At 61.4% G+C, this 23,535-nt stretch carries 14 protein-coding genes and 1 pseudogene; 7 read left to right on the top strand and 8 right to left on the bottom strand.

The window, feature by feature from the left end; genetic code table 11:
- Positions 1 to 235 precede the first annotated feature (235 nt).
- Positions 236 to 523: pseudogene (locus C9990_RS09475) on the top strand (ParA family protein); the annotation flags it as partial.
- A gap of 89 nt (positions 524 to 612) precedes the next feature.
- Here C9990_RS09475 and C9990_RS09480 read toward each other — a convergent pair.
- From C9990_RS09480 to C9990_RS09495, 4 genes are all read right to left on the bottom strand, one after another.
- Positions 613 to 837, bottom strand: coding sequence for a hypothetical protein (locus C9990_RS09480; RefSeq protein WP_065904340.1), 225 nt, complete (start codon positions 835 to 837; stop codon positions 613 to 615).
- A gap of 108 nt (positions 838 to 945) precedes the next feature.
- On the bottom strand, positions 946 to 3,363 hold the full coding sequence (locus tag C9990_RS09485) for an ATP-binding protein (protein ID WP_106803099.1): 2,418 nt from the start codon (positions 3,361 to 3,363) through the stop codon (positions 946 to 948).
- Between the two features lie 2 nt (positions 3,364 to 3,365).
- The gene (locus C9990_RS09490; protein ID WP_106803100.1) at positions 3,366 to 4,025 is read right to left on the bottom strand and encodes a response regulator transcription factor; all 660 of its coding nucleotides are present in this window, start codon (positions 4,023 to 4,025) and stop codon (positions 3,366 to 3,368) included.
- Between the two features lie 161 nt (positions 4,026 to 4,186).
- Positions 4,187 to 5,491 carry an EAL domain-containing protein gene (locus C9990_RS09495; protein WP_106803101.1) on the bottom strand — a complete coding sequence of 435 codons (1,305 nt, stop codon included), beginning with the start codon at positions 5,489 to 5,491 and terminating at the stop codon, positions 4,187 to 4,189.
- Between the two features lie 492 nt (positions 5,492 to 5,983).
- Here C9990_RS09495 and C9990_RS09500 point away from each other — a divergent pair, with 492 nt between their 5' ends.
- Together C9990_RS09500 and C9990_RS09505 are read left to right on the top strand one after the other, a co-directional pair.
- Complete coding sequence (locus C9990_RS09500) at positions 5,984 to 10,945, top strand: YadA-like family protein (protein ID WP_177410326.1); 4,962 nt, start codon at positions 5,984 to 5,986, stop codon at positions 10,943 to 10,945.
- 211 nt (positions 10,946 to 11,156) lie between these two features.
- Positions 11,157 to 16,301 carry a YadA-like family protein gene (locus C9990_RS09505; protein ID WP_106803103.1) on the top strand — a complete coding sequence of 1,715 codons (5,145 nt, stop codon included), beginning with the start codon at positions 11,157 to 11,159 and terminating at the stop codon, positions 16,299 to 16,301.
- 167 nt (positions 16,302 to 16,468) lie between these two features.
- Here C9990_RS09505 and C9990_RS09510 read toward each other — a convergent pair whose 3' ends face one another.
- Together C9990_RS09510 and C9990_RS32715 are read right to left on the bottom strand one after the other, a co-directional pair.
- The gene (locus C9990_RS09510; protein ID WP_256595070.1) at positions 16,469 to 17,290 is read right to left on the bottom strand and encodes a YafY family protein; all 822 of its coding nucleotides are present in this window, start codon (positions 17,288 to 17,290) and stop codon (positions 16,469 to 16,471) included.
- A 219-nt stretch (positions 17,291 to 17,509) separates the two neighbouring features.
- Positions 17,510 to 17,644 (bottom strand): hypothetical protein, encoded by a 135-nt coding sequence (locus C9990_RS32715; RefSeq protein WP_256595071.1) that lies wholly within the window; start codon positions 17,642 to 17,644, stop codon positions 17,510 to 17,512.
- Positions 17,645 to 17,918: 274 nt separating this feature from the next.
- Between C9990_RS32715 and C9990_RS09515 the strand changes: the two genes are divergently transcribed.
- Positions 17,919 to 18,377 carry an Hsp20 family protein gene (locus C9990_RS09515; protein WP_065904350.1) on the top strand — a complete coding sequence of 153 codons (459 nt, stop codon included), beginning with the start codon at positions 17,919 to 17,921 and terminating at the stop codon, positions 18,375 to 18,377.
- 81 nt (positions 18,378 to 18,458) lie between these two features.
- Here the strand turns inward: C9990_RS09515 and C9990_RS09520 are convergent, their stop codons facing one another.
- A complete protein-coding gene (locus C9990_RS09520; RefSeq protein ID WP_319025202.1) occupies positions 18,459 to 19,163 on the bottom strand; it encodes a 4-carboxy-4-hydroxy-2-oxoadipate aldolase/oxaloacetate decarboxylase in 705 nt (234 codons plus the stop codon).
- Positions 19,133 to 20,002, bottom strand: a complete 870-nt coding sequence (locus C9990_RS09525) for an NAD(P)-dependent oxidoreductase (RefSeq protein ID WP_106803105.1) — start codon at positions 20,000 to 20,002, stop codon at positions 19,133 to 19,135. The genes C9990_RS09520 and C9990_RS09525 overlap by 31 nt, the downstream gene beginning before the upstream one ends.
- A gap of 172 nt (positions 20,003 to 20,174) precedes the next feature.
- On the opposite strand from C9990_RS09525, the gene C9990_RS09530 reads away from it, so the two are divergent.
- From C9990_RS09530 to C9990_RS09540, 3 genes are all read left to right on the top strand, one after another.
- A complete protein-coding gene (locus tag C9990_RS09530; protein WP_106803106.1) occupies positions 20,175 to 20,828 on the top strand; it encodes a GntR family transcriptional regulator in 654 nt (217 codons plus the stop codon).
- Between the two features lie 186 nt (positions 20,829 to 21,014).
- Positions 21,015 to 22,340, top strand: coding sequence for an MFS transporter (locus tag C9990_RS09535; protein ID WP_106803107.1), 1,326 nt, complete (start codon positions 21,015 to 21,017; stop codon positions 22,338 to 22,340).
- A 99-nt stretch (positions 22,341 to 22,439) separates the two neighbouring features.
- Positions 22,440 to 23,504, top strand: a complete 1,065-nt coding sequence (locus C9990_RS09540; protein WP_106803108.1) for a hypothetical protein — start codon at positions 22,440 to 22,442, stop codon at positions 23,502 to 23,504.
- The last annotated feature ends 31 nt before the right edge of the window (positions 23,505 to 23,535 follow it).

The following is a 23,535-nucleotide window of genomic DNA, read 5'->3' on the forward strand; positions in this document are numbered from 1 at the left end:
TATGCAGCAATCCCATCTCTCCACCACGTTTTTCGTGGCCCCTGTGCGCCTAACAGCCAGCAAATGACTGTTAATCATTGGGTCCCTGGTTCGAGTCCAGGTCGTGGAGCCAGACATTGAGAAAAGCCTGCAGAGATGCAGGCTTTTTTCGTTCAGGGCGTTTTCTCCTGACAATCAGCCTATAGCTTGACCTTTATGAAGCTGTCTCTAATCCTTCGATTCAGAGGCAAGCAGTATGAAAATCGCAGCAATCGTTTCAACCAAGGGCGGACCGGGTAAAACCACGGTAGGCGCCAATCTAGGCGCGTTCTGCGCCGATGCAGGTCTTCGAACCCTACTCGTTGATCTTGATAACCAGCCATCGCTGTCGTCGTTTTACGCGCTATCGCATGAAGCGCTAGGCGGCACCTCTCAACTGATCGCGAATAATGAGACCCGGGCCGACCAGATCATCTCCCAAACCTGCATTCCCAATCTCTCGCTGATTCACTCCAACGATCCTTTCAACCGGTTGAGCAATCTGAATCGCCCTGGCAGTTCCAACATCTACCTTCAGTACGAGCGACAAAGCTGAACAGCTTCTCTGCCGGGATGGAGAAATTTGGCAGGGGTTTAACTGATCAGTGCCTCATATTCTCGCGTGGCCATTTCCTTTGAAAGTTCGCGCAAAAATTCCGCCTCGCTTTGCAGCAGCGTGACGATATTTAGGACATTACTGGCTTCAGCGGCGGTCAACTTGCGCAATAGACTCAGCAAGTCAACGGCGCAAGCTTCGTTAACGGAGGCGGACTCTATCAGCCTTAGTTGCCGTCTTTGAATCTCGTGCAAAGGATCCATCATTCAAGCCTTGGGAGTGGTTGAGTTTGTCTTTAGCTGACAAGACCGATTTTCGGAGGGGAGGGCGGTGAATTAAATCAGACTGCTCTTAATTCACAGACCAGAATCTCAATCTGCTGGAGGGGGGGCGGGCGGGTCGAAAACGGGGTGACTGAAGCTGGTGGAGCGAAACCCAAGAAGCAGTTCCTGTAAGGTCGTGGCGTAGGTTGGGTCGCTCCACGGCGTGGCAGTCCTGAGAAGGGCCTCCAGCTGTCCCGCTTGGCGGGCCACATCTGGCCATTCGACACTGAGTGCTGCGCCGTGAAGACGGTGGGCTGCGTGGAGGGCCGGTTCCAGATTGCGCAGAACCATCCCTTCAAGCAGCGCCAGTAGATCCCGTTCCAATGCTTCAAGGATCTGCTGGTGGCCCACAGGTTGCCGTTGGGCGAAGGGGTGTGGCAGTAACGTCAGGGTCACGCCGCACCATAGCTCGATTGCATCCTGCAACTTGCCAAGGCTGATCGGCTTGCTGAGGATGCCATCCATGCCGGCATCAAAGCACCGGGCGACATGCTGGTTGCCCGTAGAGGCGGAGATCGCAATGATGGGGCAGCGCGTTTGCGCGGCATCCTGTTCGATCATGCGGAACAGGCGCGTCAGCGAGTAGCCGTCCTGGTCCGGCAGGTCACAGTCCATCAAGATCAGGTCATAGGTGCCTTGTTCGAAGCAATCCACGGCCTGGGCGCCGTCCCTGGCGATCACCGGCGTGCAGCCGAAGCCCTCGATCTGTGCCTGCAATACCGCCTGGTTGGCGACGGTGTCCTCCACGACCAGAATGCGCAAGGGCTTTGGTGCGGATGTCGCTGACCAGTTCGTGGCGGGGAGCACGGTTTCAGCCTCTGTCGAGTCGGGCGGTGCCAACTCCGCGGTCAGCGACAATTCAACGCGCGTTCCCTTGCCCAGCGAGCTGTCCAGCGTGAGGGTGCCGCCCATGAGTTTAAGCAGGTCGCGACAGATGACCAGCCCTAGGCCTGTGCCACCTGAGCGCTTATAGGATTGTGCTCCCTGGCTGTAAGGCTGGAACAGGCGCACTTGGCTTTCCGGGCTCAGACCGATTCCGGTATCAGTGACGGTCAACCGCAACTGTTTGTTGCGCGACGAAGGCAGGTCACTGATCGCATAGGCAACTTCCACACCGCCGATTTCGGTGAACTTGATGGCATTGGACAGCAGGTTGTGCAGCACCTGCCCAATGCGGGCGCTGTCGAGCATCAACAGTGGCAGGTGGGATTCGCCATCGACGCTGATTGATAAATGCTTCTCCCGGGCCCGCAAGCGATGCAGGTCAACGATGTTATTCACCAGGGTGCCGAGGTTCACCGGCTCGTATTCGAGCTTGACCTGCCCGGCATCAAGCTTGGAAATATCCAGTACGTCATTGAGCAGCCTCAACAACGATTGCGCGCCGTGGTTGGCCAGGTCGGCAAAGTGCTGTTGCTGCTTGTCCAGCGGTGTGTTACGCAACAGTTCGACGGCCGCCACCACCGCATTCATCGGCGAGCGGATTTCATGGCTCATGACCGCCAGGAACATCGCCTTTTCCCGCTCGTTGCGCTCGGCACGCTGGCGCATGCGCTGGGTTTGGTAAATCGTGATGAGCAATAGCACTACCACCAGGACAATTAACGCGATCTCATGAGGGTAGTGGGACACAACTTCCCTTATCGTCAGGTCCTGGGTGGCATGTTCGCGCAGCCAATTGGCGTGCAGGACGCGAACTTCGTCAGGGGTGACCGAATCGAGCGTCTTCTGGATGATTGAGTGCAATAAAGGCTCGTTTTTCCGAGTGCCCATGCCAATTTGCGACGCCATACCGGTGAGCACCCCGGATATCTGCAATTGGCCCTGGAACTGGCGATAGAGGAACGGCAGCAGATAGGCTTCAGTGGCCACCGCAGCATCGGCGGTGCCTTCGGCAACTTGCTGCAGCATCGTCAGGGCGCTGCCGCCGATGATCAATTTCGCCCCAGGTGCCTTCGTCGCGAGGAAATCTTTGTATCGATCGAAGGAGGGCAGGGTCACGGTCAGCTGGTCCAGCTGTTCAGCCTCGAAAAGAGGCGGGCGTCCGATGCGGGTGATGATGACCGTAGTGGTATTCAAATAGGCTGAAGTTAGCAGGAGTCGGGGGTCTTTAACACCGGGCCCATTAAGCCTGAAGGTGGAGATAAGGTCTGCTTGTCCAGTTGTCAGGAGCTCTATGCGCTCTTGAATCGAGTGAGCTGCAACATAGTCGATCTTCATGCCGGTCTTGTCTGCAATCAGCTGCAAATACTCAGCCGACAGCCCTTTGAGGCGACCGTTCTCCACGTATTCGATAGGGGAAAGACTGCCCACTACGGCGACACGCAATACCGGATGATGTTCGATCCAGACTCTTTCCTCGACGCTTAAATCAGGTTCGGGAAATCGCGCGCCGGCATTAGCCCATGTCGCGGCCATCAACAGGCACAGGCTGGCGCCCCAACGAACGCAGTTCCTGGTCATCATGTCTAGTCCAGGGTTTTCATGATCTTGAACAAGCCGTTGTTAGAGGTGACCCCAAGCTTGCGAAAAGCGGTGGCCTTCTGCGTACTGATGGTCTTGATGCTGCGATTGAACTTCTCGGCGATCTCCGTCACGGTCATGCCTTCCAGATAACAGCGGATCACTTCCTGCTCCCGCGCCGACAAGGCGGCGCGCTGCAAGGCGTTATCACTGATCGACATTTGTGTCGATTCGTCTGGCCTGGCCGCATCGGCCACTTGGTAAGACATGTCGACACTCAGGTAAATAGCGCCCGAGGCAACGGTACGAATCGCCTTCAGCAGGCTTCCCAAGCCCTCATCCTTTCCTACAAACCCTCGCGCCCCAACACGCAAGGCAAGCGACACCGTGGCCGACTCATGATGGCTCGATAGTACCAGGATACGACAGTCAGGGAAGCGGCTCCGCAAGGCGCGAATCAGGGAGACACCGTCCAGTTCATCCCGACCCAGAGCAAAGTCCAGCAGCAAGACGTTGGCAGGCATCGTCGCCATGCCGCGTATCAGTTCACGGCTGGTCTCATAGACGCCAACAATCTCGATGGACGACTCTTCGGCGAGGTGACTGACAAGGCCGTGGCGTACCACTGCATGATCATCAAGGATCGCTATGCGTATGGTTTTCATGGTTGCCGATGGACACTCGAAAGTACCCGGTTAACCAGTTGATTAAAGACCATCTATCAATTTGGCTCCAGCAGGGGTTGTAAATATCATTGAGCAGCGCCTTGATTACTTCCGGCGCGCGTGAGATCACATTTGTAGGTTCGATGCGCATGAACGCATCACTACGCAATGATCATGCTCAGGAAGACATCACTCTCCATCGGCCGGGCCAGGGCGAAACCCTGCCCAACGTTGCAACCCAGCTTGCTCAGCAACTCGATACTCTCGGTATCTTCAATACCCTCGGTGACCAGGTTGATATTAAATAGCTGGGCTAGACCGACGATGCCCGAGATGATTTCTGAAGAGTGTGCGGACTGCCCCAGCGCACGTACCAAGGCACCGTCAATCTTCATCTCGTCGAACGGCATGCGCGCCAGCAGCGACAACGTTGCAGCACCTGCACCGAAGTCGTCCAGGGAGACCCGAAAGCCTTTGGCGCGCAAAGCGGTGATCGAGGCTGAAAGGGCGAGTTCGCTGTCGGGCGCCAGGTCTTCGGTTAGCTCGATTTTTAGGCGTTTGCAAGGCAATCCCGCCCGGTGCATCTTTTGCGCGAGTCGCGTGGCCAGGCCATAGGCGCAGAGCGTTCGCGCTGAAGCGTTGATGGCGATGGGGATCTCAATGCCTGCACGGTTTAACTTGCCCAGAGTGTCGATCACGGTCTTTTCGATAAAGCTGAACAGCAATAGATCCAGCCCAAGCTGATTTACCATCGGGATCAGGATCGAGGGTGGCACATCTCCATGCTGCGGGTGGTGCCAGCGAATCAGAGCCTCCGCCCCGACGACTGCTCGTGTCACCAGGTCGTATTGAGGCTGGTAGACCACTCTTAATCCATCTCCTGTGGAGAGGGCCGCAATCACTTCATCGTCATTTAGCAATTGCTCCAGTTTTTCCTCGTTTGGGCTGCGCGGCGCCGGATGGGCGGTGTTTGCCAACTGACTGATAATTGCTAGGAGCTGTTCGGGTTGTTGTTCAACAGCGATCTCGACCTGGATACCTGAAGCCCTGGCTAGGCGTGCATGGGAAGCCAGGGCTGCCGTCGAGACGCCATTGAGGGTGTGCGTCCAGCCCTGCTCAATGCCTGCGGTCAGTAACCCTGAGGTGAGCGCAAGTTCGGATTGTGGCTGTGCGGTCCAGACGATATGCGGAATGCTGTATAGCAGCCCGGAAGCATTCAGGTCACTGACACAGCACGGCAACATCAAGCTGTCGACGTGGTCGGCGTGAACCTGTGCGACGATGATATCGACTGGCTGCTTGCGCAAGCGTGTCATTAACTCGCTCAACGAATCGATGTGTTCGATATGAAAAAGGGGGCTCCCGTTGAGCTGCGTGGCTACGCGATGGGCGTACTGCTCGTCACTGGCCAGGATGACCAGGCTTTGCAGGGCGCGCTCGGAGGGAACGATGACTTGGGCTGCCATCTGTTGATGCTCGGTGGTTGTAGTGAGGCCACATTTGAGCAAAGGCGGTGTGAGAGAAATATAAGACTGGGACTAAATCGTGGCTGAACCCTGTCCGGGTTCCGGTCTGCGCTGATCCGAAATTTAAGAGCAGTCCGATATCGGTATTTGCGAGCGCTCTACAGAATTCACCCCGATTCATGGCGGCTCGCAGCATGTGCGGGCATTACAGAACGAGTGCATGCACGCTGTCGCCGACAGCTGTTGTTTCTGCGCTTCAATGTCACTTCGTGAGGCCTCATACCTGACGATGTGTGTGCTACAGGGTGAGTTATTGTGAAAGTCACGTCGCGTTCAGTCTTGCCGTTTGCGTTCCTGCTATCAGCTCCGTTAAATCCGATTCGCTACTGGGTTCGCATGCGTTATTGCCATGCACCTGGTGCTTGTCAGTCACCACGCCCTCAACTGGATTGGGCGATATGGGGGGTCATGACCCTGACCGGCATAACGGCATTGCTGAGTGCACCAGCCCATGCCGGGAATGGTGTGCACATCAACGCGAATGCGGACGGCCAGTGCGTAAGTTTGAATGATCCGCAGAACAACGATGGCAATGCCACGACGTATCTGGCGCAAAACCTGATCTTCAAGGATCAGGCCTCGGGCAAGTGTAATTCCGCGACTAAGGGTTCGCAGACCGATTCGGTACTGTTTTACCGTCCAGGGGGCGTTTCTGGCGTAGGGGCGACCTCTCTGACCCTGGGCGGCGAACTGTTCGTCAACAGCGGTCGGGTGATCCTCGGGCAGCCCGGCGGCAATATGGCGATTGGTAACGAGAGTACTCAAGCCAGCGCCGACGGGGCTGCCATTGGTCATGGGGCCCAAGGCCTCGGCCGCTGGGGCATGGCGGCGGGGTTCCAGGCCAAGTCCCTGGCTGACTATGCCCACGCATTCGGCTATAACGCCCAGGCCTCGAATCAGTACGCCACGGCTATCGGCGCAAATACGACGGCGGCGGGAGAGCGGGCCACGGCTGTGGGCGCCGGTGCATCGGCCAGTGGCGGCGGGGCTTTTGCCGCGAGTCGCGACGCCAAAGCGGACGGCACCCACAGCGTTGCGGTGGGCTCCGAGGCCAGCGTTACGGCCAGCAGTAATGAAGGGGTTGCCTTGGGCAACAAGGCCAGCGCGCAACATAATTACGGCGTTGCACTGGGCAGTGGCTCAACGACGCAAAACCTGAAGGCGGTTGCGCCGGTGACGATCAATGGCACTGCCTACAGTGTCGATAGTACGTCGGCCATGGGCGTGGTCAGCCTGGGTAATGCCAGCCAGACTCGCCAACTGATCAACATGGCCCCCGGGGCGGTAAGCAACACCAGCACCGATGGCGTCAATGGCGCCCAGTTATTCGTTGCCTACGATGCGATCCAGAAGCTCGGGGATCGGGAGTTGGCGGCCACTCAGTCGGTGGCGGATGCCCTCGGTGAGGGTACTGCGGTCAAGGACGGCAAGGTGGTGCTGCCGGCCTTTTCCCTGACCAGCCTGGGTACTGGCGTGGCACAGCCCACATCGGTGGTGGGGGCGATCAAGGCCCTGGATCAGGCCCATAAAGGTACGCAGGAAGCCTTGAATGATGTCGATCAACTGGCCAACGAAACGGCAGAGCAAGTCCGCTTGGCGATGGCCGAGAAATACCTGCGTTGGAACAAGGACCTGCAAGCCTACACGGCCAGTGAAGGCGCCAGCCCTGAGAACCGCATTGCCAATGTGGCTGCGGGTGTGGCTGTAACTGACGCGGTAAATAAGGGCCAGTTGGACGCCGTGGAAAGTACCGCCAACAATGCGAACAGCCTTGCCGGTAGCGCGCTGGCTGGTGCCAGCGCGGCGCAGGCCACCGCCGACGAAGCCCGCAAAACGGCAAATACAGCGCAACAGGGGGCCGACGCGGCCCTGCAAACGGCGGCGGGAGCACGGGCAACTGCAGATAATGCGCAGAGCACCGCCAAGGATGCCGCCAGCTCGGCCGATGCAGCACAGAAAACCGCAGACACCGCGCAAGGCTCTGCTACTGCCGCGCTGGGAGCCGCATCAACCGCACAGGCGACAGCTGATGCTGCCCAAGGCACTGCCAACTCGGCACTGGGTTCGGCAAGCGGTGCGCAGCAACTGGCCGAGGCCGCGCAGGCGGCAGCGGACGTGGCGGCGAATTCCGCAACGACGGCGCAGCGAACTGCAGAGGCAGCAGAGGGCAAGGCGAGCTCGGCGTTGGCCGGTGCCGATGATGCCCGTAAGGCGGCAGATGGTGTGCGAGCAGCTGCCGATGCCGCTTTGGCCAAGGCCGACAGCGCCGAAAAGAGCGCAGGCGCGGCGCAAGGGACGGCCAGTACCGCGCTGGACTCCGCAGCTGACGCCCAGAAAACTGCAGACTCTGCCCGGAGAACCGCCGAACAGGCGCAAGAGGCCGTTGCGACTGCACAACAGACGGCCGAAACCGCACAGGGTGTCGCCAACACGGCCCTGGGCTCGGCAGTCACTGCCCAGACGACGGCCGAAGCCGCACAAGGGGCAGCCACCACGGCACTGAGTTCGGCGTCTGAAGCGCAAAAAAGCGCCGCGACGGCCCAAGGCACTGCCGATACCGCGCTGACCACGGCCTCCAGCGCCCAACAAGCCGCGAATGCTGCGCAGGGCTCTGCCGATACGGCGTTGGGCACGGCTGTTCGAGCCGGCGAAACCGCTACGGCCGCCCAGGGCTCCGCCGATGCCGCCTTGGCTGCAGCCGCCAGCTCTCACAAGGCTGCCGACGTGGCCCAAGGCACCGCTAAGACGGCGCTGGACAAGGCCGCCGTGGTGCAGAAAAGCGCCGATGCCGCGCAGCTTACAGCCAATCAGGCGCTCAGCGCCTCCGAGGGTGCCGGGCAATCCGCCAACGCGGCCCAAAGCGCGGCGGATTCGGCATTGGCAACGGCGACAGGGGCGCAGACTGCCGCTCAATCGGCTCAGGATCGCGCGGATACCGCCGTCAGTTCGGCGGCTGGTGCACAACAGGCCGCAAATGCCGCGCAAGGCACGGCGGACACCGCCCTTGGTGCTGCCTCCACGGCACAGCGCACGGCCGACGCCGCCAATTCCACCGCAGACCAGGCACTGAGCACGGCCTCCACGGCGCATCAGGCGGTTGAGAGGGCCCAAGGCACGGCCGATGCAGCGCTGATCGCTGCAGCCAGCGCGCAAAGCGTGGCGGGCAACGCCCAGAGTACAGCTGACAGCGCATTGGCCTCGTCGGCCCGGGCACAGCACGCCGCAGATGCTGCCCAAGGCACGGCTGACACGGCATTGAGCTCGGCTTCCGGCGCGCAGAAAACCGCTGAAACCGCGCAGAGGTCCGCCGATACCGCCCTGGCTTCGGCCTCGTCTGCGCGCAACGCGGCAGACAAGGCCCAGGGCACCGCGGACGCCGCCGGGCGCTCGGCAAGCGATGCGTTGCAGGCTGCATCAACGTCACAGGCCAGCGCCGACAACGCGTTGGGCGCAGCAAACAATGCCCAGCAAGGAGCGGACGCGGCTCAACGCACCGCCGATGGGGCCAAGGCCACAGCCGACATTGCTGCTGGTCAGCTCAAGGGCCTGGACGACGGTCAGACTGTCATCCAGCGCATTGACGCGGCTATTCGAGGCGCCGCAGGTGCGGCCAGTGAATTCGTCGCCAAGGCATTGGGAGGAGGCTCCACCGTGGGCGCCGATGGACAGCCGACGGCGCCGGCCTATGCAATCAGTCAGATCAACGCCGATGGCAGCGTTCAGCCCGCTCCTCAAACCCTGGACAACGTGGGCGATGCGCTGACTGCTTTGAACCGCAATGCCGGCGCGGTCAACACCGCTGTGAACCGCCAAGGCGCGGCACTCGGTGCCTTGGATGAGGATGTCCGGGCGCTGCGTGACGACAGCGTTGTGTGGGACGAGTCTAGCGGTGCTTATACCGCGGGTCGTGGCGCTGATCGCGGTGAGCCGGCACGTATCGGTAACCTGGCGGCCGGTGTTGCGCAAACCGATGCCGTCAACAAGGGACAGCTCGATACCGTCGCGACCACCGCATCGCAGGCCGGCAGCGCCGCTGACGCAGCCCGGGCGGCAGCGGTTCGGGCCCAGGGGACGGCGGATGGCGCGATGGATGCTGCTGCCTTCGCCCAGACCGCCGCTGATGCCGCGCAATATGCTGCCGATACCGCTGGCGGCACTGCTGCTGACGCACGTGAGGCCGCAAACGCTGCTCACACATTCGCTAGTCAGGTTGGCCAGGTGGCGGAGCGCGCAGCAGCACAATTGCAGGGGCTGGAGGATGGTGAAACCGTGCTTGATCGCATACAGTCAGCGAACCACGCAGGCCGACAGGCATTGGCTGATGCGCTGGGCGGTGGTGCTGCCGTCAACGCGGATGGTTCGTTGAAAGCACCGGCCTACGCTGTGACCCGGATCGACTCTGAGGGTGGCCCCGTTGGCCAGGTCCAGGCCGGCAACGTCGGGCAGGCTATCGAAACACTCGACGCGTCGCTGAATGCAGTCAACGGCAAGGCCGACAAGGCCACAGCGAACATGGCCAGCTTGCGCGAGCAGGTGAACAACGGACAGGTCGGCCTGGTTCGCCAGGACTCCCTCAACCGGAACATCCAGGTGGCGCGGGACACTGACGGCGTTCGTGTCGATCTCACGGGTACGCAGGGACCTCGTGTTCTGACGGGTGTGAAGGAGGGTGCCTTGAGCGTCGACAGCACCGATGTCGTCAATGGCCGACAACTCCACGCCGTCGACCGGCAGGTCAAGCAGTTGATGCAACGAGCCTCCGGCATCGCTGTTGACACCCAAGGCAATGAAAAGGCAACGGTGTCGCCGGGTAGCAAGGCCGTGGCTGTCGGGGCCAACGCCCAGGCCGGCAGTGAGCGCAGCGTTGCGGTGGGGGCAGGTGCTGTGGCCCAAGCGCCTCGCAGCACTGCACTGGGGGCTGGTGCCAATGCCGATGCGCCGGGCAGCGTCGCGCTTGGCGCCGGCTCCCAGGCCCAGCGGGCGAATACCGTCTCAGTGGGTGCGCCGGGTGCGGAGCGGCAAATCACCAACGTATCAGCCGCCAGCGAGGCGACCGATGTCGTCAATCTCGGCCAGGCCACGCAGATCTCCAACCAGGCCGCTGACCGTACCCTACGACAGGCCAATGCCTATACCGACAGCCAGATCAGTGCAGTGCGTCAGGATGCCTACGCCGGCATCGCGTCAGCGATGGCCATGGCAGCCTTACCTGTGGCGTCGACACCGGGCAGGAGCATGGTGGCCATGGGAACGTCGGTCTACGAGGGGCAGTCAGCCTTGGCCGTCGGCCTCTCGGGGCGCACCGAGGATGGTCGTTGGGCGTACAAGGCCAATGGTTCGGGCAGTGCCCAGGGAAGTGTCGGGCTGGCGGTTGGCGTGGGTTACGAATGGTAGGTCCTGATATCGGCAGGTCGAGGGTCTGACCCTCCCTGCCGATTTAGGAGCAGTCCGATGTTCCCCACCAGCCTCACTGTCCACAATAACCCTCAGTAATCATTGCCCGCTGTCGTAGCGGCTACCACTCGTGGAACCCGTCTCAGCCATCGGATTGCCGTGGTGCCTTGTTTCGGTTCGACGCATCCGTCAATGTCTCAGGTAAGTCATCGTGAAAGTCACATTGCGTTTCGATTCGCAGGTCGCTTGTCCGCATGCTGTTCCTCTCAACTCACTTCGCTCCCTCATTCGCGGCTTCTACTGCCCCGAGTTTGCGGTCACATCACGCGGTTGGCCGATTCTCGGCCTGCTGACCCTTACCGGGGTTTCGGCGCTGCTGGGCGTGTCTGATGCCCGTGCAGGCAACGGTGTACACATCAATGCGAATGACAGCGGCGAATGCGTCAGTCTCAATGACCCCCAAAATACTTATACTGCAGGCACCGGGGCCGACAGAGCCTATTTGAACGAAAACTTGAATTTCAAGGATGGTCAGTCGGGGCAGTGTGACTCGAACGCCAAGGGTGGCCAAACCGAGAGCGTGATGTTCTATCGGCCGTTAGGAACACCGGGTGTTGGTGCAACCTCGCTTTCCTTGGGCGGGGAGCTGTATATCAACGGTGGGCGGTTGATGTTGGGAGGTGTCAACGGCAGCATCGCGATTGGCCATTCCGGCATTGAGATTGGCGCCCCGCTTGCCACTGATAACGGCTTTGCCTTCGGCCGCGGTGCCCAGAGTACAGCCGCCTGGACCATGGCCTTAGGTCTTACCGCCAGGGCCCGGAACCCCTATGCACTGTCGTTCGGGAATACCGCTACGGCCTCCAATACGTTCAGTACTGCATTCGGTTCGGCATCCACTGCTTCAGGTGAGTATGCCACTACACTCGGCGCGAGCGCGCAGGCGGGCGGTGCGAGTTCGTTCGCCGGCGGGCGATTCGCAGTATCACGAGGGGACAACTCGGTAGCGATCGGCAGGAACGCGAGCGCATCGAACTTGGAAAGCCTGGCACTTGGTTACAGCGCCCAGGCCCCCCAGAGGGCGAGTGTCGCGCTCGGCAGCTTCTCGGCCACTGACGATCTGCGCGAAGTTACGCCCGTGACCCTCAATGGACGCGTCTACTCCTTCGAGCGCAACAGCGCGGTCGGCACGGTCAGCGGCGGCAGTGCGGCGCGATTGCGCCAATGGATTTTTGTAGCTCCAGGGACGGTGAACGCCACAAGTACCGATGCCATTAACGGTGCCCAGTTGTTCTCGGGATATGAGGCGATCCGCCGTCTTGGAACACGTGAGACCACGGCCGGTGAATCGATGGCACAGGCCTTGGGAACCGGCCCGCTCGCCCAGGGCAATCGGATAGTACCGACACCTCTTGTACTGACCAGCCTTGCCCCGGGAACACCGCCGCCCACCACGCTGTTGGGGGCTCTGGCGGCCTTGGACAAAGCGCACAACGTCACTGATGACCGCATGGGTGAAGTGTTCGATTCCGTCATGGACATCTCGGAAAAATCCCAGGTGTTGAGGGCGACCAGGAGGTTCTACTGGAACCCCCAGACGGGTGCGTATGACGCCGACAGGGACGCTGGCGTGCCCGCGTCGATTATCAATATGGCTGCCGGCGTGGCGGTAATGGATGCTGTCAACAAAGGTCAGTTGGACAGCGTTGAAAGCAGTGCCTTGCGTGCACAACAGGCGGCCGGCACCGCTACTGCTGCTGTGGATAAGGCTCATCAGGTGTCGTTGGCGGCAAAGGATGCCGCCGACTCATCGTTGGCACAGGCCAACAATGCCTCCCAGGAGGCAGCGGGTGCCCTTGCCGCCGCCAATCAAGCCCAGGGCAGCGCCAGCGCGGCGGCAAGCGCCGCCAGCAAGGCCGGTACGACCGCCGCCAACGCGCAGGCGGTAGCTGAGCGTGCCGACGTTGCTGCCGCAAGCGCTCAGCATTCGGCCCAGACCGCCCAAGGCGCCGCCACGCAGGCACACGCCAGCGCTACGACGGCGCAGGCTCTGGCCAGCGCGGCGCAAACCCGTGTCAAGGAAGTGGGAGATGTCGTGGACAAGGCTGCAGCTGCCGCGACAGCTGCCCTGCGCTCGGCTGATGCCGTCTCGGATGCGGTCACTTCGGCGCAGGCCGCTGCAGCGGATGCACAAGACCGGACGGACCAGGCTGCCACTGCGGCTTCAAGTGCACAGGAGAGGGCCGATGGTGCACAGCGCGCTGCGGATGCGGCCTTGCTCGTGGGCAGGGAGGCCGACGTGGCCGCTGAAACCGCGCAAGCCACTGCCGACCAGACACTGAGCGCCGCGAACGCGGTACAGGATGCAGCGGCTGCCGCTCGTGAAATCGCCGATCGGGCCGCGGGGGTCGCGTCGACCGCCCAGGGTGCCGGTGAGGTTGCTAAGGACATGGCTGACAGAGCCCAGGACACGGCTGCTGGCGTACTCGGCGCGGTCGACTCGGCGCAGGTTTCAGCCAACGCCGCACTGAACGCGGCGATCGCCGCCCAGACAACGGCAGCCACCGCCCGGCAGACAGCTGACACGGCAGGTGTAGCGGCCGTCACAGCGCAAACCGATGCGCAGAATGCCCAAGGGACCGCAAAAAACGCTCACGACACCGCCGTTTCTGCTCAAGACCTGGCCGACGTCGCACAGCGTGGTGCAGACAGCGCGTTGGGCGCGCTGGAAAACGCAAAGGCCACCACCGACGGGGCACAAGGCACTGCCGACCTCGCGTTGTCTTCAGCCTTGCAGGCGCAGCGGTCTGCGGATGCCGCGCAAAACACTGCAGGCGCTGCGCAGGGCTCGGCTGCCAGTGCGAATATCACTGCCATGGCCGCACGCAACAGCGCCGATACCGCATTGGCCGTCGCGTCGACAGCACAAGAAGCAGCCAGCGCTGCCGACACTACCGCCAGCCGGGCGCTAGGCGTCGCCACCGTCGCGCAGGCTTCTGCCCGGGCGGCCCAAAGCAGTGCCGACACCGCTTCCGCCGCGGCGTCCGGCACACAGCATGCCGCGCTGGAGACTCAAGCCAACGCTGAAGCTGCGTTGGGTGCGGCATCCACCGCTCAAACGGCTGCGCAGACCGCGCAGAGCGCCGCCGACCATGCGTTGCTGAGCGCCTCGCAGGTCAATCAGAAGGCCCTGGCTGCCCAGAGCCGCGCCAACGCGTCTCTGGATGCGGCAAACACGGCACAGCGTATGGCCGACACGGCCCACACCACAGCACAGCAAGCGAACAGCGCCAGCATCGATGCGATGAGTGTCGCCGTCGTAGCGCAGTCAGACGCCGACCAGGCGCAAGGCGTCGCGACGCAGGCAAGTCATCGTGCCGCTGCTGCACAAGCGACAGCCGACACGGCGTTGGGCGTCGCTTCGGTCGCTCAGCGCACGGCCGATAATGCCCAGGGTACTGCCAACGCCGCTCGGTCCACCGCTGATGTGGCTGCGGTTCAGCTCGGCGGCCTGGACGGCGGGCAAACGGTGGTAGAGCGCCTGGACTCGGCGGTAAAAGCAGCTGCGGGCCTGAGTCGCGAGACCATCACTCGGCTGCTTGGAGGTGGCGCTACCGTAGACGCTGAAGGCCAGCCCACGGCACCTGGCTATAACATCCCCATGATCGCAGCCGCTGGCAGTGCTCAGCCTGCAACCAGCCACGACAATGCAGGTGAGGCGCTGCACGCGGTGGCGGGCAATCTCTCCACGCTCAACGATGCCGTGCGTACCCAGGCCACTGAGCTGGACGCGTTGGTGGATAACATCCAGGGCCTGCGCGATGACACCTTGCAGTGGAGTGGTATTGACGGGGTCTACAACGCAGGCCGCAGTTCAGCCAGCGAGCCGGCTCGCATCGCCCGGTTGGCTTCCGGTAGCGCACAGGCTGATGCGGTGAACAAGGGCCAGTTGGATGACGTTGATCGTACGGCGGTGGCAGCCCAGAGTGTTGCCCAGGCTGGGAAAACCATGGCTGACCAGGCGCAAAGCGTGGCCGTCGGTGCGACTGGCGTCGCTGCCATTGCACAGAGCCGCGCGGAAGCGGCCAAGGGCAGTGCCGAGGCCGCACAATCCGCCGCTGCAACTGCCCATGATGGCGCCGTCGCAGCACACGCCAGTGCGACTCTTGCCGGCCAGGTCGCGGACCAGTCAGCCGCCAGGCTGCAAGGTATCGCCCAAGGCGAAACGGTTCTCGGGCACATCCAGGGCGCCGCTAAGGTACATGACGAGTTCCTGGCTACTGCCATGGGCGGCGCTGCGAATGTGAACGCCGACGGTTCGACGAGTCCTTCCACCTACGCAGTGACGCAGTCTGGCGAGAACGGTGCCGAGGCTCAGTCGATCAAGGTCGACTCCATTGGGCAGGCATTCGGTCTACTCGATGACCGTATGGTGGCTACCGACAACCAATCGAATGCCGTCAGTGCGCAAGCTGAAACACTGCGCAAGCAAATGGACAGCGGTGAGGTGGGGCATGCCCGCCAGGATCCGGTCAGTCGTGACATACAGTTGGCCGGCATTGCTGATGGGACCCACGTCGACATCAGTGGCAGCCAAGGCTCGCGCATGGTTGGTGGCGTTGAGGACGGCGAGGTCAGTTCCACCAGCCTTGATGCCGTCAACGGGCGCCAACTGGAGGCAGTGAATCAGCAGACCAAGCAATTGGGCCAGCAGTCTTCCGGCATTGCCGTGGATGCGAGCGAAGCCGGCGACAATGTATCCACGCGTCCGGATAGCCAATCGGTTGCGCTCGGGGCACAGACTCAAGCCGAAGGCGAGCGCAGTGTCGCCACCGGTGCTGGCGCCACTGCTCAGGTGAAACACAGTACTGCGCTGGGTTCGCAAGCAGGCGCCAACGTGACAAATAGCGTGGCGCTGGGGGCGGGTTCCCAAGCCACACGTGCTAGTAGCGTGGCAGTCGGTGCGTATGGCGCCGAGCGTCAGATCAGTCATGCAGCCGAGGCTGCGCAAGGCACGGACGCTGTCAATTTCCGCCAGGCAACGCGGCTTTCGAACCAAGCTACCAATCGGTCGCTAACTGAGGCAAACGCCTATACCGACCGTAGCGTCAGCAGCCTGCGGCAGGACGTGTACGCCGGTATTGCGGCGGTGATGGCCACCGCCGGGTTACCGGTCGCGTCCTCGCCGGGCAAGTCGATGGTGGCAATGGCAACGGCTGTGTACGAGGGTGAACCCGCTTTGGCCATCGGATTGACGGCGCGCTCCAGGGGTGGGAAGTGGACCTATCGTGCGACAGGTGCGGGCACCGCGCAGGGAGATTTCGGACTTACGTTGGGGCTTGGTTATCATTGGTAGTGCACTAGCTGCCGATAGGGCACAGCGGTAGCTTCCGGCCCGTAGTAACTACCCGTCACGACGGGTGCTATCGACCCTGAGCGGCCCTTCGCGAAAGGCAGCAATCGGCCAGAAGCAGACACTCAAAAAGCGCTCTGAACGATCAGGCTCTCATGTCATGAAATCATTCAGCTGTCGTACCATAGACACATCGGTACGCGGGCCTGCAACCGTTGCCAATCAGTTCCTGGCAGGGGTGTAAGAGTTTGTTCGGCGCTCAGCGGCGTCTCTTTCAGCAGCCAGGCAATTGTCGGGGCTACGTCGGCAATCATTGAGTGTTGCGCGACCGGGCCGGTGCTGTTAAAGCCGCCGCCGTGGAGGTAATGATCGATTTCGAAGCCAGGCTGATCTTGTGCCGCTACTTCCAGGCACGTCGCTTGTTGGATGCGATGCAGGGCAAATTGGCGCACGTCGCTGTAACCCACGACCGTGCCCAGGAGATAGCTCACCGAATGTCGTGAAACCATCCCGGCGGGATGGATGCGCAAACATTTGTCATTGCCCTTGCTGCGGCTCTGGTACACGATTTCAAGTTGTCGTGCTTCGAGCAGCGCTGTGGCGACCTGGGACCACACGGCATCGTTCACTGTTGCCGGTTGCAGTGCTTTGCCATTGGGCAGGGCACGTACGCGCTTTGCCCAGTGCGCCAGGGTGTTGTGCTGCAAGCTCTGAAGTTGACGTTGTGCCAACTCGAAATGGGGGGCTAGCAATTTCAATACACAGGGTGGCAGTAGTTTGCCCAAGTGGCTTTCGGCCAGGGCAAACGCCAGTGCTGTTGGCGTATCGAGAGCTGGCAGATCGAATTGCGGCGTATCCTTGGGAAAACTCCAGCGATAAGGACGTTGGCTTTCGTCACAGAGCAAAGGAAAGTCCAGGCCTAGCCGCCCGGTCAGGTCACGTTGCAGGGTGCGCAGGTCGAGGTCGAATTGTTCGGCCTTGAGTTTTTGCAACAGCTGCGCGGTGGAGATACTGCGCGGTTCGCGTGGGATCAGGCGTAGCAGGGCCAAGTGCCTGAACAGCCGGTCTTTTGGATCTGACATAGGACGACAATGCTCGAATCAACCTTGATGGCTCGCAGGCGCTGGGCAACTTGCAAGCAATTCCATTGATGGCGTTTTAACACTAACCGCCTGTCTAGCCAAGGGCAGTCTGCCATCACTGTGTTTGCATCACGCGACGCCTGAGGGAGGGTTGCGATGCTTTTCGCGCTCAAGTTCTTTCTTCAATTCCTCAAACGCTTGGTTATTTTTCATCACGACCACACCGACAACTACGCCGATGGCAAAGCAGGCTAGAGCCTTCATAGATGACACCCCACGCTGGAAAATAGACGTTGAAGCCATCCTCTATAGGTGAAGCGACAGGCAGTGTCGTGTGCCTGTTCCGAGGGAGAAAATCTTTTGAATGGCGTCGGCTTGGCGTGTCGGCGTTAACGTTATGAACCCCCCCTGCAATCACGCTAAAAAAAGTATCGTTTCGCCGCTTGAAATTTTTCCCCCTGAACCTATTTAGGTCTTACGCGATGCCGAAGACGGGTCGCGGCTCAAATCACTTGGAGAAAACTCAGGAGATTTTGCAATGGCTACTACGCTTTCGTTGGCCCCACTGTTCCGCCACTCCGTTGGCTTTGATCGTTTCAACGACCTTTTTGAATCGGCGCTTCGCAGCGAGGCCGGTACGACCTACCCACCGCACAACGTCGAAAAGCACGGTGATGATCACTACCGGATTGTCATCGCGGCTGCCGGCCTGGTGGAGGACGACCTGGACATCCAGGTGGAAAAAGGTGTGTTGACCGTCGCCGGCGGCAAGCGCGAACACAATGAGGGCATCACTTACCTGCACCAGGGTATCGCCCAGCGGGCATTCCGTTTGTCGTTCCGCCTGGTCGACCACATCGAAGTGCAGGGCGCGCAGCTCGCCAATGGCCTGCTGAGCATCGACCTGCTCAGGGTGGTGCCGGAGGAAGCCAAGCCGAAACGCATCGCGATTGGCGGTGCTGCCAAGGCCGATGTGAAATCCATCGGCGAGCAGTAAGGTGAAATGAATAAAGGCGCTCCTTGGAGCGCCTTTATTCTGCCTGGCGATTGACCGGCCTTAGCGGCGAATCGGCCGACCTCAACGCATGCCGAATTTTTCCAGCGTCGGCGCCAGCCCCAGCAGATCCACGGTGCTTTTGCCGGCTTCCAGCCCCGCACGAATGCCATCTTCCTTGTCCTCGCGATTGCGGCTCAGGCGAATCACTTCCTCGACCCGAGACTGCTCCACCACCACCAGGCCGTCGCGGTCGCCGACAATAATGTCGCCTGGGTTGATGTGCACGCCGCCGATCACGATAGGTACGTTGACCTTGCCCGGTTGGCACTTGTTGGTGCCCTTGATGCTCAGGCCGCGCGAGAAGGTCGGAAAGCCCATTTCGATGATGGCGTTGGCGTCACGCACGGCGCCGTTCATCACCAGGCCGACGATCCCGAGTTTCTGCGAGGCCAGGGTCAACAGGTCGCCCCAGGGCCCGGCTTCCATGAAGCCCTTCGCGTCCACCACCAGCACGTCGCCGGGCTTGGCCTTGGTCAGGGCGTAGTGGATGGCCAGGTTGTCGTCGGGGCGGCAGTCCACCGTCAGGGCTGGGCCGGCCAGGCGCAGGCTCGGGTCGACCGGGCGCAGTCCGCTGTCCAGCGCGCCTGTCTGGCCCTGGGCTTCGTGGATAGTGGCGGTGCCCAATTGCTTGAGGGTGTCGAGTTGGTCTTGGGTGATAGGCATGATGCTTTCCGTTTTTATTGAAGGTCGGTTTTTCAGGCGGCAGGGGTGTGGCGGCCCAGCCAGTCGAGTGCCTGGTCGAGGCTGGGTTTTTCTTCGCTGATCGGCTCAACCGCCAGGCCCTGGCTGCTGTGGCTGAAGCGCTGGCGCACGCCACCGAGCACGCTGCTGGCGATGCCCAGCGAGGCGAGCTGGCGCTCGGCGTCTTCGACTTCGTGCAGGCGCCGCGTGGCATGCACCACATGGGTCGACACGAGCATTTCGAGGAAGGCGGGCAGGGGCGCCTGGTCGATATCGGCCAGCACTTCGTACAGCGCCCCCCGCAATTGCTGGCGCTCGGCGGCCAGCAGCACTTCCACGGCCAGCGCCTCCATGCCTTTGGTGAACACGCTGCGCAGGATCTTCAGGGTGATCGCATCCCCCGGCTGGCTGGCCGGCAGGGCGCGTGCACGGGCACCGGCCGCGTTCAACAGTTCGACCAGCGCATCGGCCTTGGCGCCGGCACACAGCAGCGGGGTCTGTTCGCGCAGGTAGGCAATGGCGCCCATGATCGCCACGTCGACGTAATCGATCTGTTGCTGTGCGGCTTCCTCTGCTGCGATCCGTTTGCGTTCGGGCGCGGCGGTGGTGAGGTCGGCGAACAGGGCGCCGGGCTTGAGGTGCGCCAGGCATTCGCGGGTGACCTCCAGCGACTGGGTGCCCACCACGCAGGACAGCAAGCAGTCCGAGTCGGCCAGCCACGCGCCGATGGATGAATGGATCGGCACGCCGATGTTATCCGCCAGTGTCTGCGCTGCCGGGGCAATGCGTTGCTCACACAGCAGCAATTGCGCCGTGGTGGTATTGGCCAGGGCCTGGGCATAGCAACGGCCTACTTCGCCGAGCCCTACGATTGTTATTTTCATGTCGCCTCCGGATTCAGGTGGCAATACAATTAAAATACAATTTGGCCGATTGCAAACGATTTTTGTACAAAGTGCCAGAAGGGTGCCTGGGCGCAGGTGACGAAATCGACTGCTTGCATGGCAGGGGCGTCCACGGTAGAACCGCTGAAATTCAAATGATCAGAAGGGAAAAATGGCCAACGATCTCATCTACGAGACCTTGCGCAACCGCATCATTGCCGGCCAGTACGAGCCCGGCACGCAGCTCAAGGAAGAACCGCTGGGCAAGGAGTTCGGCCTCAGCCGCACGCCGGTGCGCGCGTCGCTGAAGAAGCTGGTGGACGACGGGCTGGCCGTGATCGAGGCCAATCGTGGTGTGTTCGTGGCCGGCTGGACCCAATGGGATCTGGAAGAGATGTTCAGCTTTCGCGAGCTGCTCGAGCCTCATGCGGCAATGCTCGCGGCCCAGCGCGCGACGCCACAGGACGTGGCCGAGTTGCAGCGTATCAACGAGCAGATGGCAGCTGCCATCGCCGGCAAAGGTGCGGATGTGACCCTGCGTGTGCAGGAAGCCAATCGGGCGTTTCATGGCCAGGTGCTGGAGATCGCGCGCTCGCAACGGCTCAAGTCGATGCTCGCCACCCTGATCGACATGCCGGTGATCACTCGCTCGTTTTTCCTCTACCGTCCGGCGGACCTGGAGCGCAGCCTGCAGCAGCACCTGGACATCACCTACGCCATCGAGCAGAACGACGGCGAGCTGGCCCGGCACGCCATGCAGACCCATATTCGCATGGCCTACCTGCGCTTTATGGCGCGCCGCAGCGAGTCGCCCGTTCGTCGATAAAAAAATACAAAACTAAAACAATATGCGTTAGAGTCGGCGCCACGAGACCGGGCAATGACTCCTGCCTGAGATTCACAAGGACCCGAAGAAACACCTGACGTGAGGCTTTCAGCACGCCTCAGCGGGAGCCTGCACCCCGGATTCGGCACACACGGCACATTCCAATAATAAAATCAGGTATTCCGTATGAGTATTCAGGACTCCACCACTGAAAAACCGTCGCGTTTTCGCTGGATCGTCGCTGGGCTGTTTTTCCTCGTGTACACCGTGGCGTCGGCCGACCGCGCCAACCTCGGCGTGGCCTTGCCGTTTATCCGCGAGGAATACCCCATGACCAACGCCGAGGCCGGGGCGCTGCTGAGTGTGTTTCTGCTGGCCTACGCCCTGGCGCAGATTCCCTCGGGCTTTGCCTCCAGCCGCTTCGGGGTGCGCAAGATTTTCTCGTTTTCGATGATTGCGACGTCGGTGTTCACTGCGCTGATGGGCACGGTCAATTCGGTGCTGGCGCTGAAGATCTATCGCTTTGCCCTCGGCGTTGCCGAAGGCCCGCTGCCGATTGGCATCGCCTCGACGATCAACCAGTGGTTCCCGGCGAAAGAGAAGGGCACGGCCACCGGTATCTTCCTTGCGGCGGTCAAGTTCGGCCCGGTGATCGTGCCGCCGTTGTGCGTGGCGATCGTGGCGATGTGGGGCTGGCGCGAAATTTTCTACATCTTCGCCGTACCGGGGATTTTGCTGTCCATCGCCTGGTATTTCCTGGTGGCCAACCAGCCCGCGCAAAGCCGTTTTGTGAACGCCGGTGAGCTGGCGTATATCACCGATGAAAGCAACAACGTCATCACCCAGAAAACCGCAGGCGCCCAGCGCCACTTCAAGCGCCTGGATACGTTTATCCGGGTCCGGCCGGTGGCGCCGATCGCCACCAGTCGTGGCCTGTTTCGCTCCTGGAACGTGGTCGGTTGCGCGCTGAGCTACAGCTTCCAGGTGGGCATCACTATGGTGCTGTTGTCGTGGATTCCCACCTACCTGATGACGGTCAAGCAGTTCTCGATCATGCACATGGGCTTTGTCTCGGCCGCGCCGTGGGTGGGCGCCATTTGCGGCAACCTGCTCGGCGGGATCCTGTCCGACCGCGTGCTGGGCAAGCGGCGTAAGCCGGGGATGATGCTTTCGGCGCTAGCCACGGTCGGCACCATGTATGCCCTGATCAATTCACCGAATGACCCCACGCTGTATGCCGCGCTCTTGTTCCTCACCGGTACGCTGATCAGCATCGGCTACTCCTCCTACATGGTTTACCCGATGGGCCTGGCGACCAAGAAGACCTTCCCGATTGCCAGCTCCATCGTCAACATGGGCGGGCAGTTGGGCGGCGCGGCAGCACCGTTCCTGGTGGGTTTGCTGCTCGACAGTTATGGCTGGTCCCAAGTGTTCCTGTTCATGGCCATCGGCTCGTTCGCCAGCTTCCTGGTGCTGCTGACCATCGCCGAGCCAGTGCCGGTGAGCGAGTGACTGTCATATTTTTAAAGTATCCAAACTCCGTTATTTAGATATTTTTCATAGGTGGACGGCACTGATAGGCTCGTAAAAAAACAAGAGAAGTGCCCGGTCATGTTCATACGCCTGTCCACCTCCATGAAACCCTTCACCACCCTGCTGGGTACCCTGGCCCTGATGGGCACGCTGACCAGCTGCGCCAAGGTCGATGTGCACACCGAAAGCGTCGACAAGCCCGAGGCCGATGCGCGCCAGGTGCTGCGCCTGGGCCATGACGGCAACGCCTACCCGTTCCTGGTCTACGCCAACGCCGACCTGTACAACCCGCCCAGTTCCATCGAACGCGCCGTGGTGATCCTGCATGGCGTGCAGCGTGACGGCGACGAGTACTTCAAGACCGGCCGCAAGCTGCTCGGCAATGCGCACCTACAGAACACCAGCACGTTGCTGCTGGCGCCGAATTTCCTCACGCCGACCGACTCGGGCATCAGCGATGACATGCCGCTGTGGCCACGCGACAAGTGGATGCACGGCATCGAATCGCAGTACGGCCACAAGGGCATCCCGGCGTTCCAGGTGCTGGACGATCTGGTCGCCTATTTGTCCGATCGCCAGCGTTATCCTGCGCTCAAGGAAATCGTGATGGTCAGCCACTCGGCGGGCGCGCAGTTGATGCAGCGCTACGCGGTGATGAATGACCTCGACGGCGGCCTCAAGGCCCATGGCCTGAGCATTCGCTACGTGGTTGCCAGCCCGTCGAGCTACGTGTATTTCGAAGACAGTCGCCTGCAGGACGGCGTGTTCAAGCCGGTCGTGACCATCATGTGCCCCAGCTACAGCCGCTACCGCTATGGCCTCGACGGCGCGCCGGCGTACCTGCTCAAGCAGCACCTGACCAGCCGCCAGGTGTTTGCCCGCTATGCCGCGCGCGACATCACCTATCTGGTCGGCGCCCAGGACAACAACCCCACCAGCCGTGTGCTGGACAGTTCCTGCGGGGCCAGCTACCAGGGCGCGACGCGGCTGGATCGCCAGTTGAACTACGTGAGCTACGAGCAGTTCCTGGCCAGCCAATGGCAGATTCCCTTGCGCCACCCCCAGCACACGATCCCGGGGATCGGCCACAACGCGGCACGCCTGCTGGGTGACAAAGCCGTCGCGCGGATGCTGTTTCCCTGAGTTCAACGCTGCTGCCTGACGCCGCGTCTCG

It is taken from the genome of Pseudomonas sp. S5D5 (assembly GCF_003013355.1).
Classification (GTDB): Bacteria; Pseudomonadota; Gammaproteobacteria; order Pseudomonadales; family Pseudomonadaceae; genus Aquipseudomonas; species Aquipseudomonas aylmerensis.

Bases quoted from the DNA above. Each gene is read 5' to 3' on its own strand.
- C9990_RS09480 (WP_065904340.1), bottom strand. From the start codon at position 837: ATGGATCCTTTGCACGAGATTCAAAGACGGCAACTAAGGCTGATAGAG.
- C9990_RS09485 (WP_106803099.1), bottom strand. From the start codon at position 3,363: ATGATGACCAGGAACTGCGTTCGTTGGGGCGCCAGCCTGTGCCTGTTG.
- C9990_RS09490 (WP_106803100.1), bottom strand. From the start codon at position 4,025: ATGAAAACCATACGCATAGCGATCCTTGATGATCATGCAGTGGTACGC.
- C9990_RS09495 (WP_106803101.1), bottom strand. From the start codon at position 5,491: ATGGCAGCCCAAGTCATCGTTCCCTCCGAGCGCGCCCTGCAAAGCCTG.
- C9990_RS32715 (WP_256595071.1), bottom strand. From the start codon at position 17,644: ATGAAGGCTCTAGCCTGCTTTGCCATCGGCGTAGTTGTCGGTGTGGTC.
- C9990_RS09515 (WP_065904350.1), top strand. From the start codon at position 17,919: ATGGCTACTACGCTTTCGTTGGCCCCACTGTTCCGCCACTCCGTTGGC.
- C9990_RS09525 (WP_106803105.1), bottom strand. From the start codon at position 20,002: ATGAAAATAACAATCGTAGGGCTCGGCGAAGTAGGCCGTTGCTATGCC.
- C9990_RS09530 (WP_106803106.1), top strand. From the start codon at position 20,175: ATGGCCAACGATCTCATCTACGAGACCTTGCGCAACCGCATCATTGCC.
- C9990_RS09535 (WP_106803107.1), top strand. From the start codon at position 21,015: ATGAGTATTCAGGACTCCACCACTGAAAAACCGTCGCGTTTTCGCTGG.
- C9990_RS09540 (WP_106803108.1), top strand. From the start codon at position 22,440: ATGTTCATACGCCTGTCCACCTCCATGAAACCCTTCACCACCCTGCTG.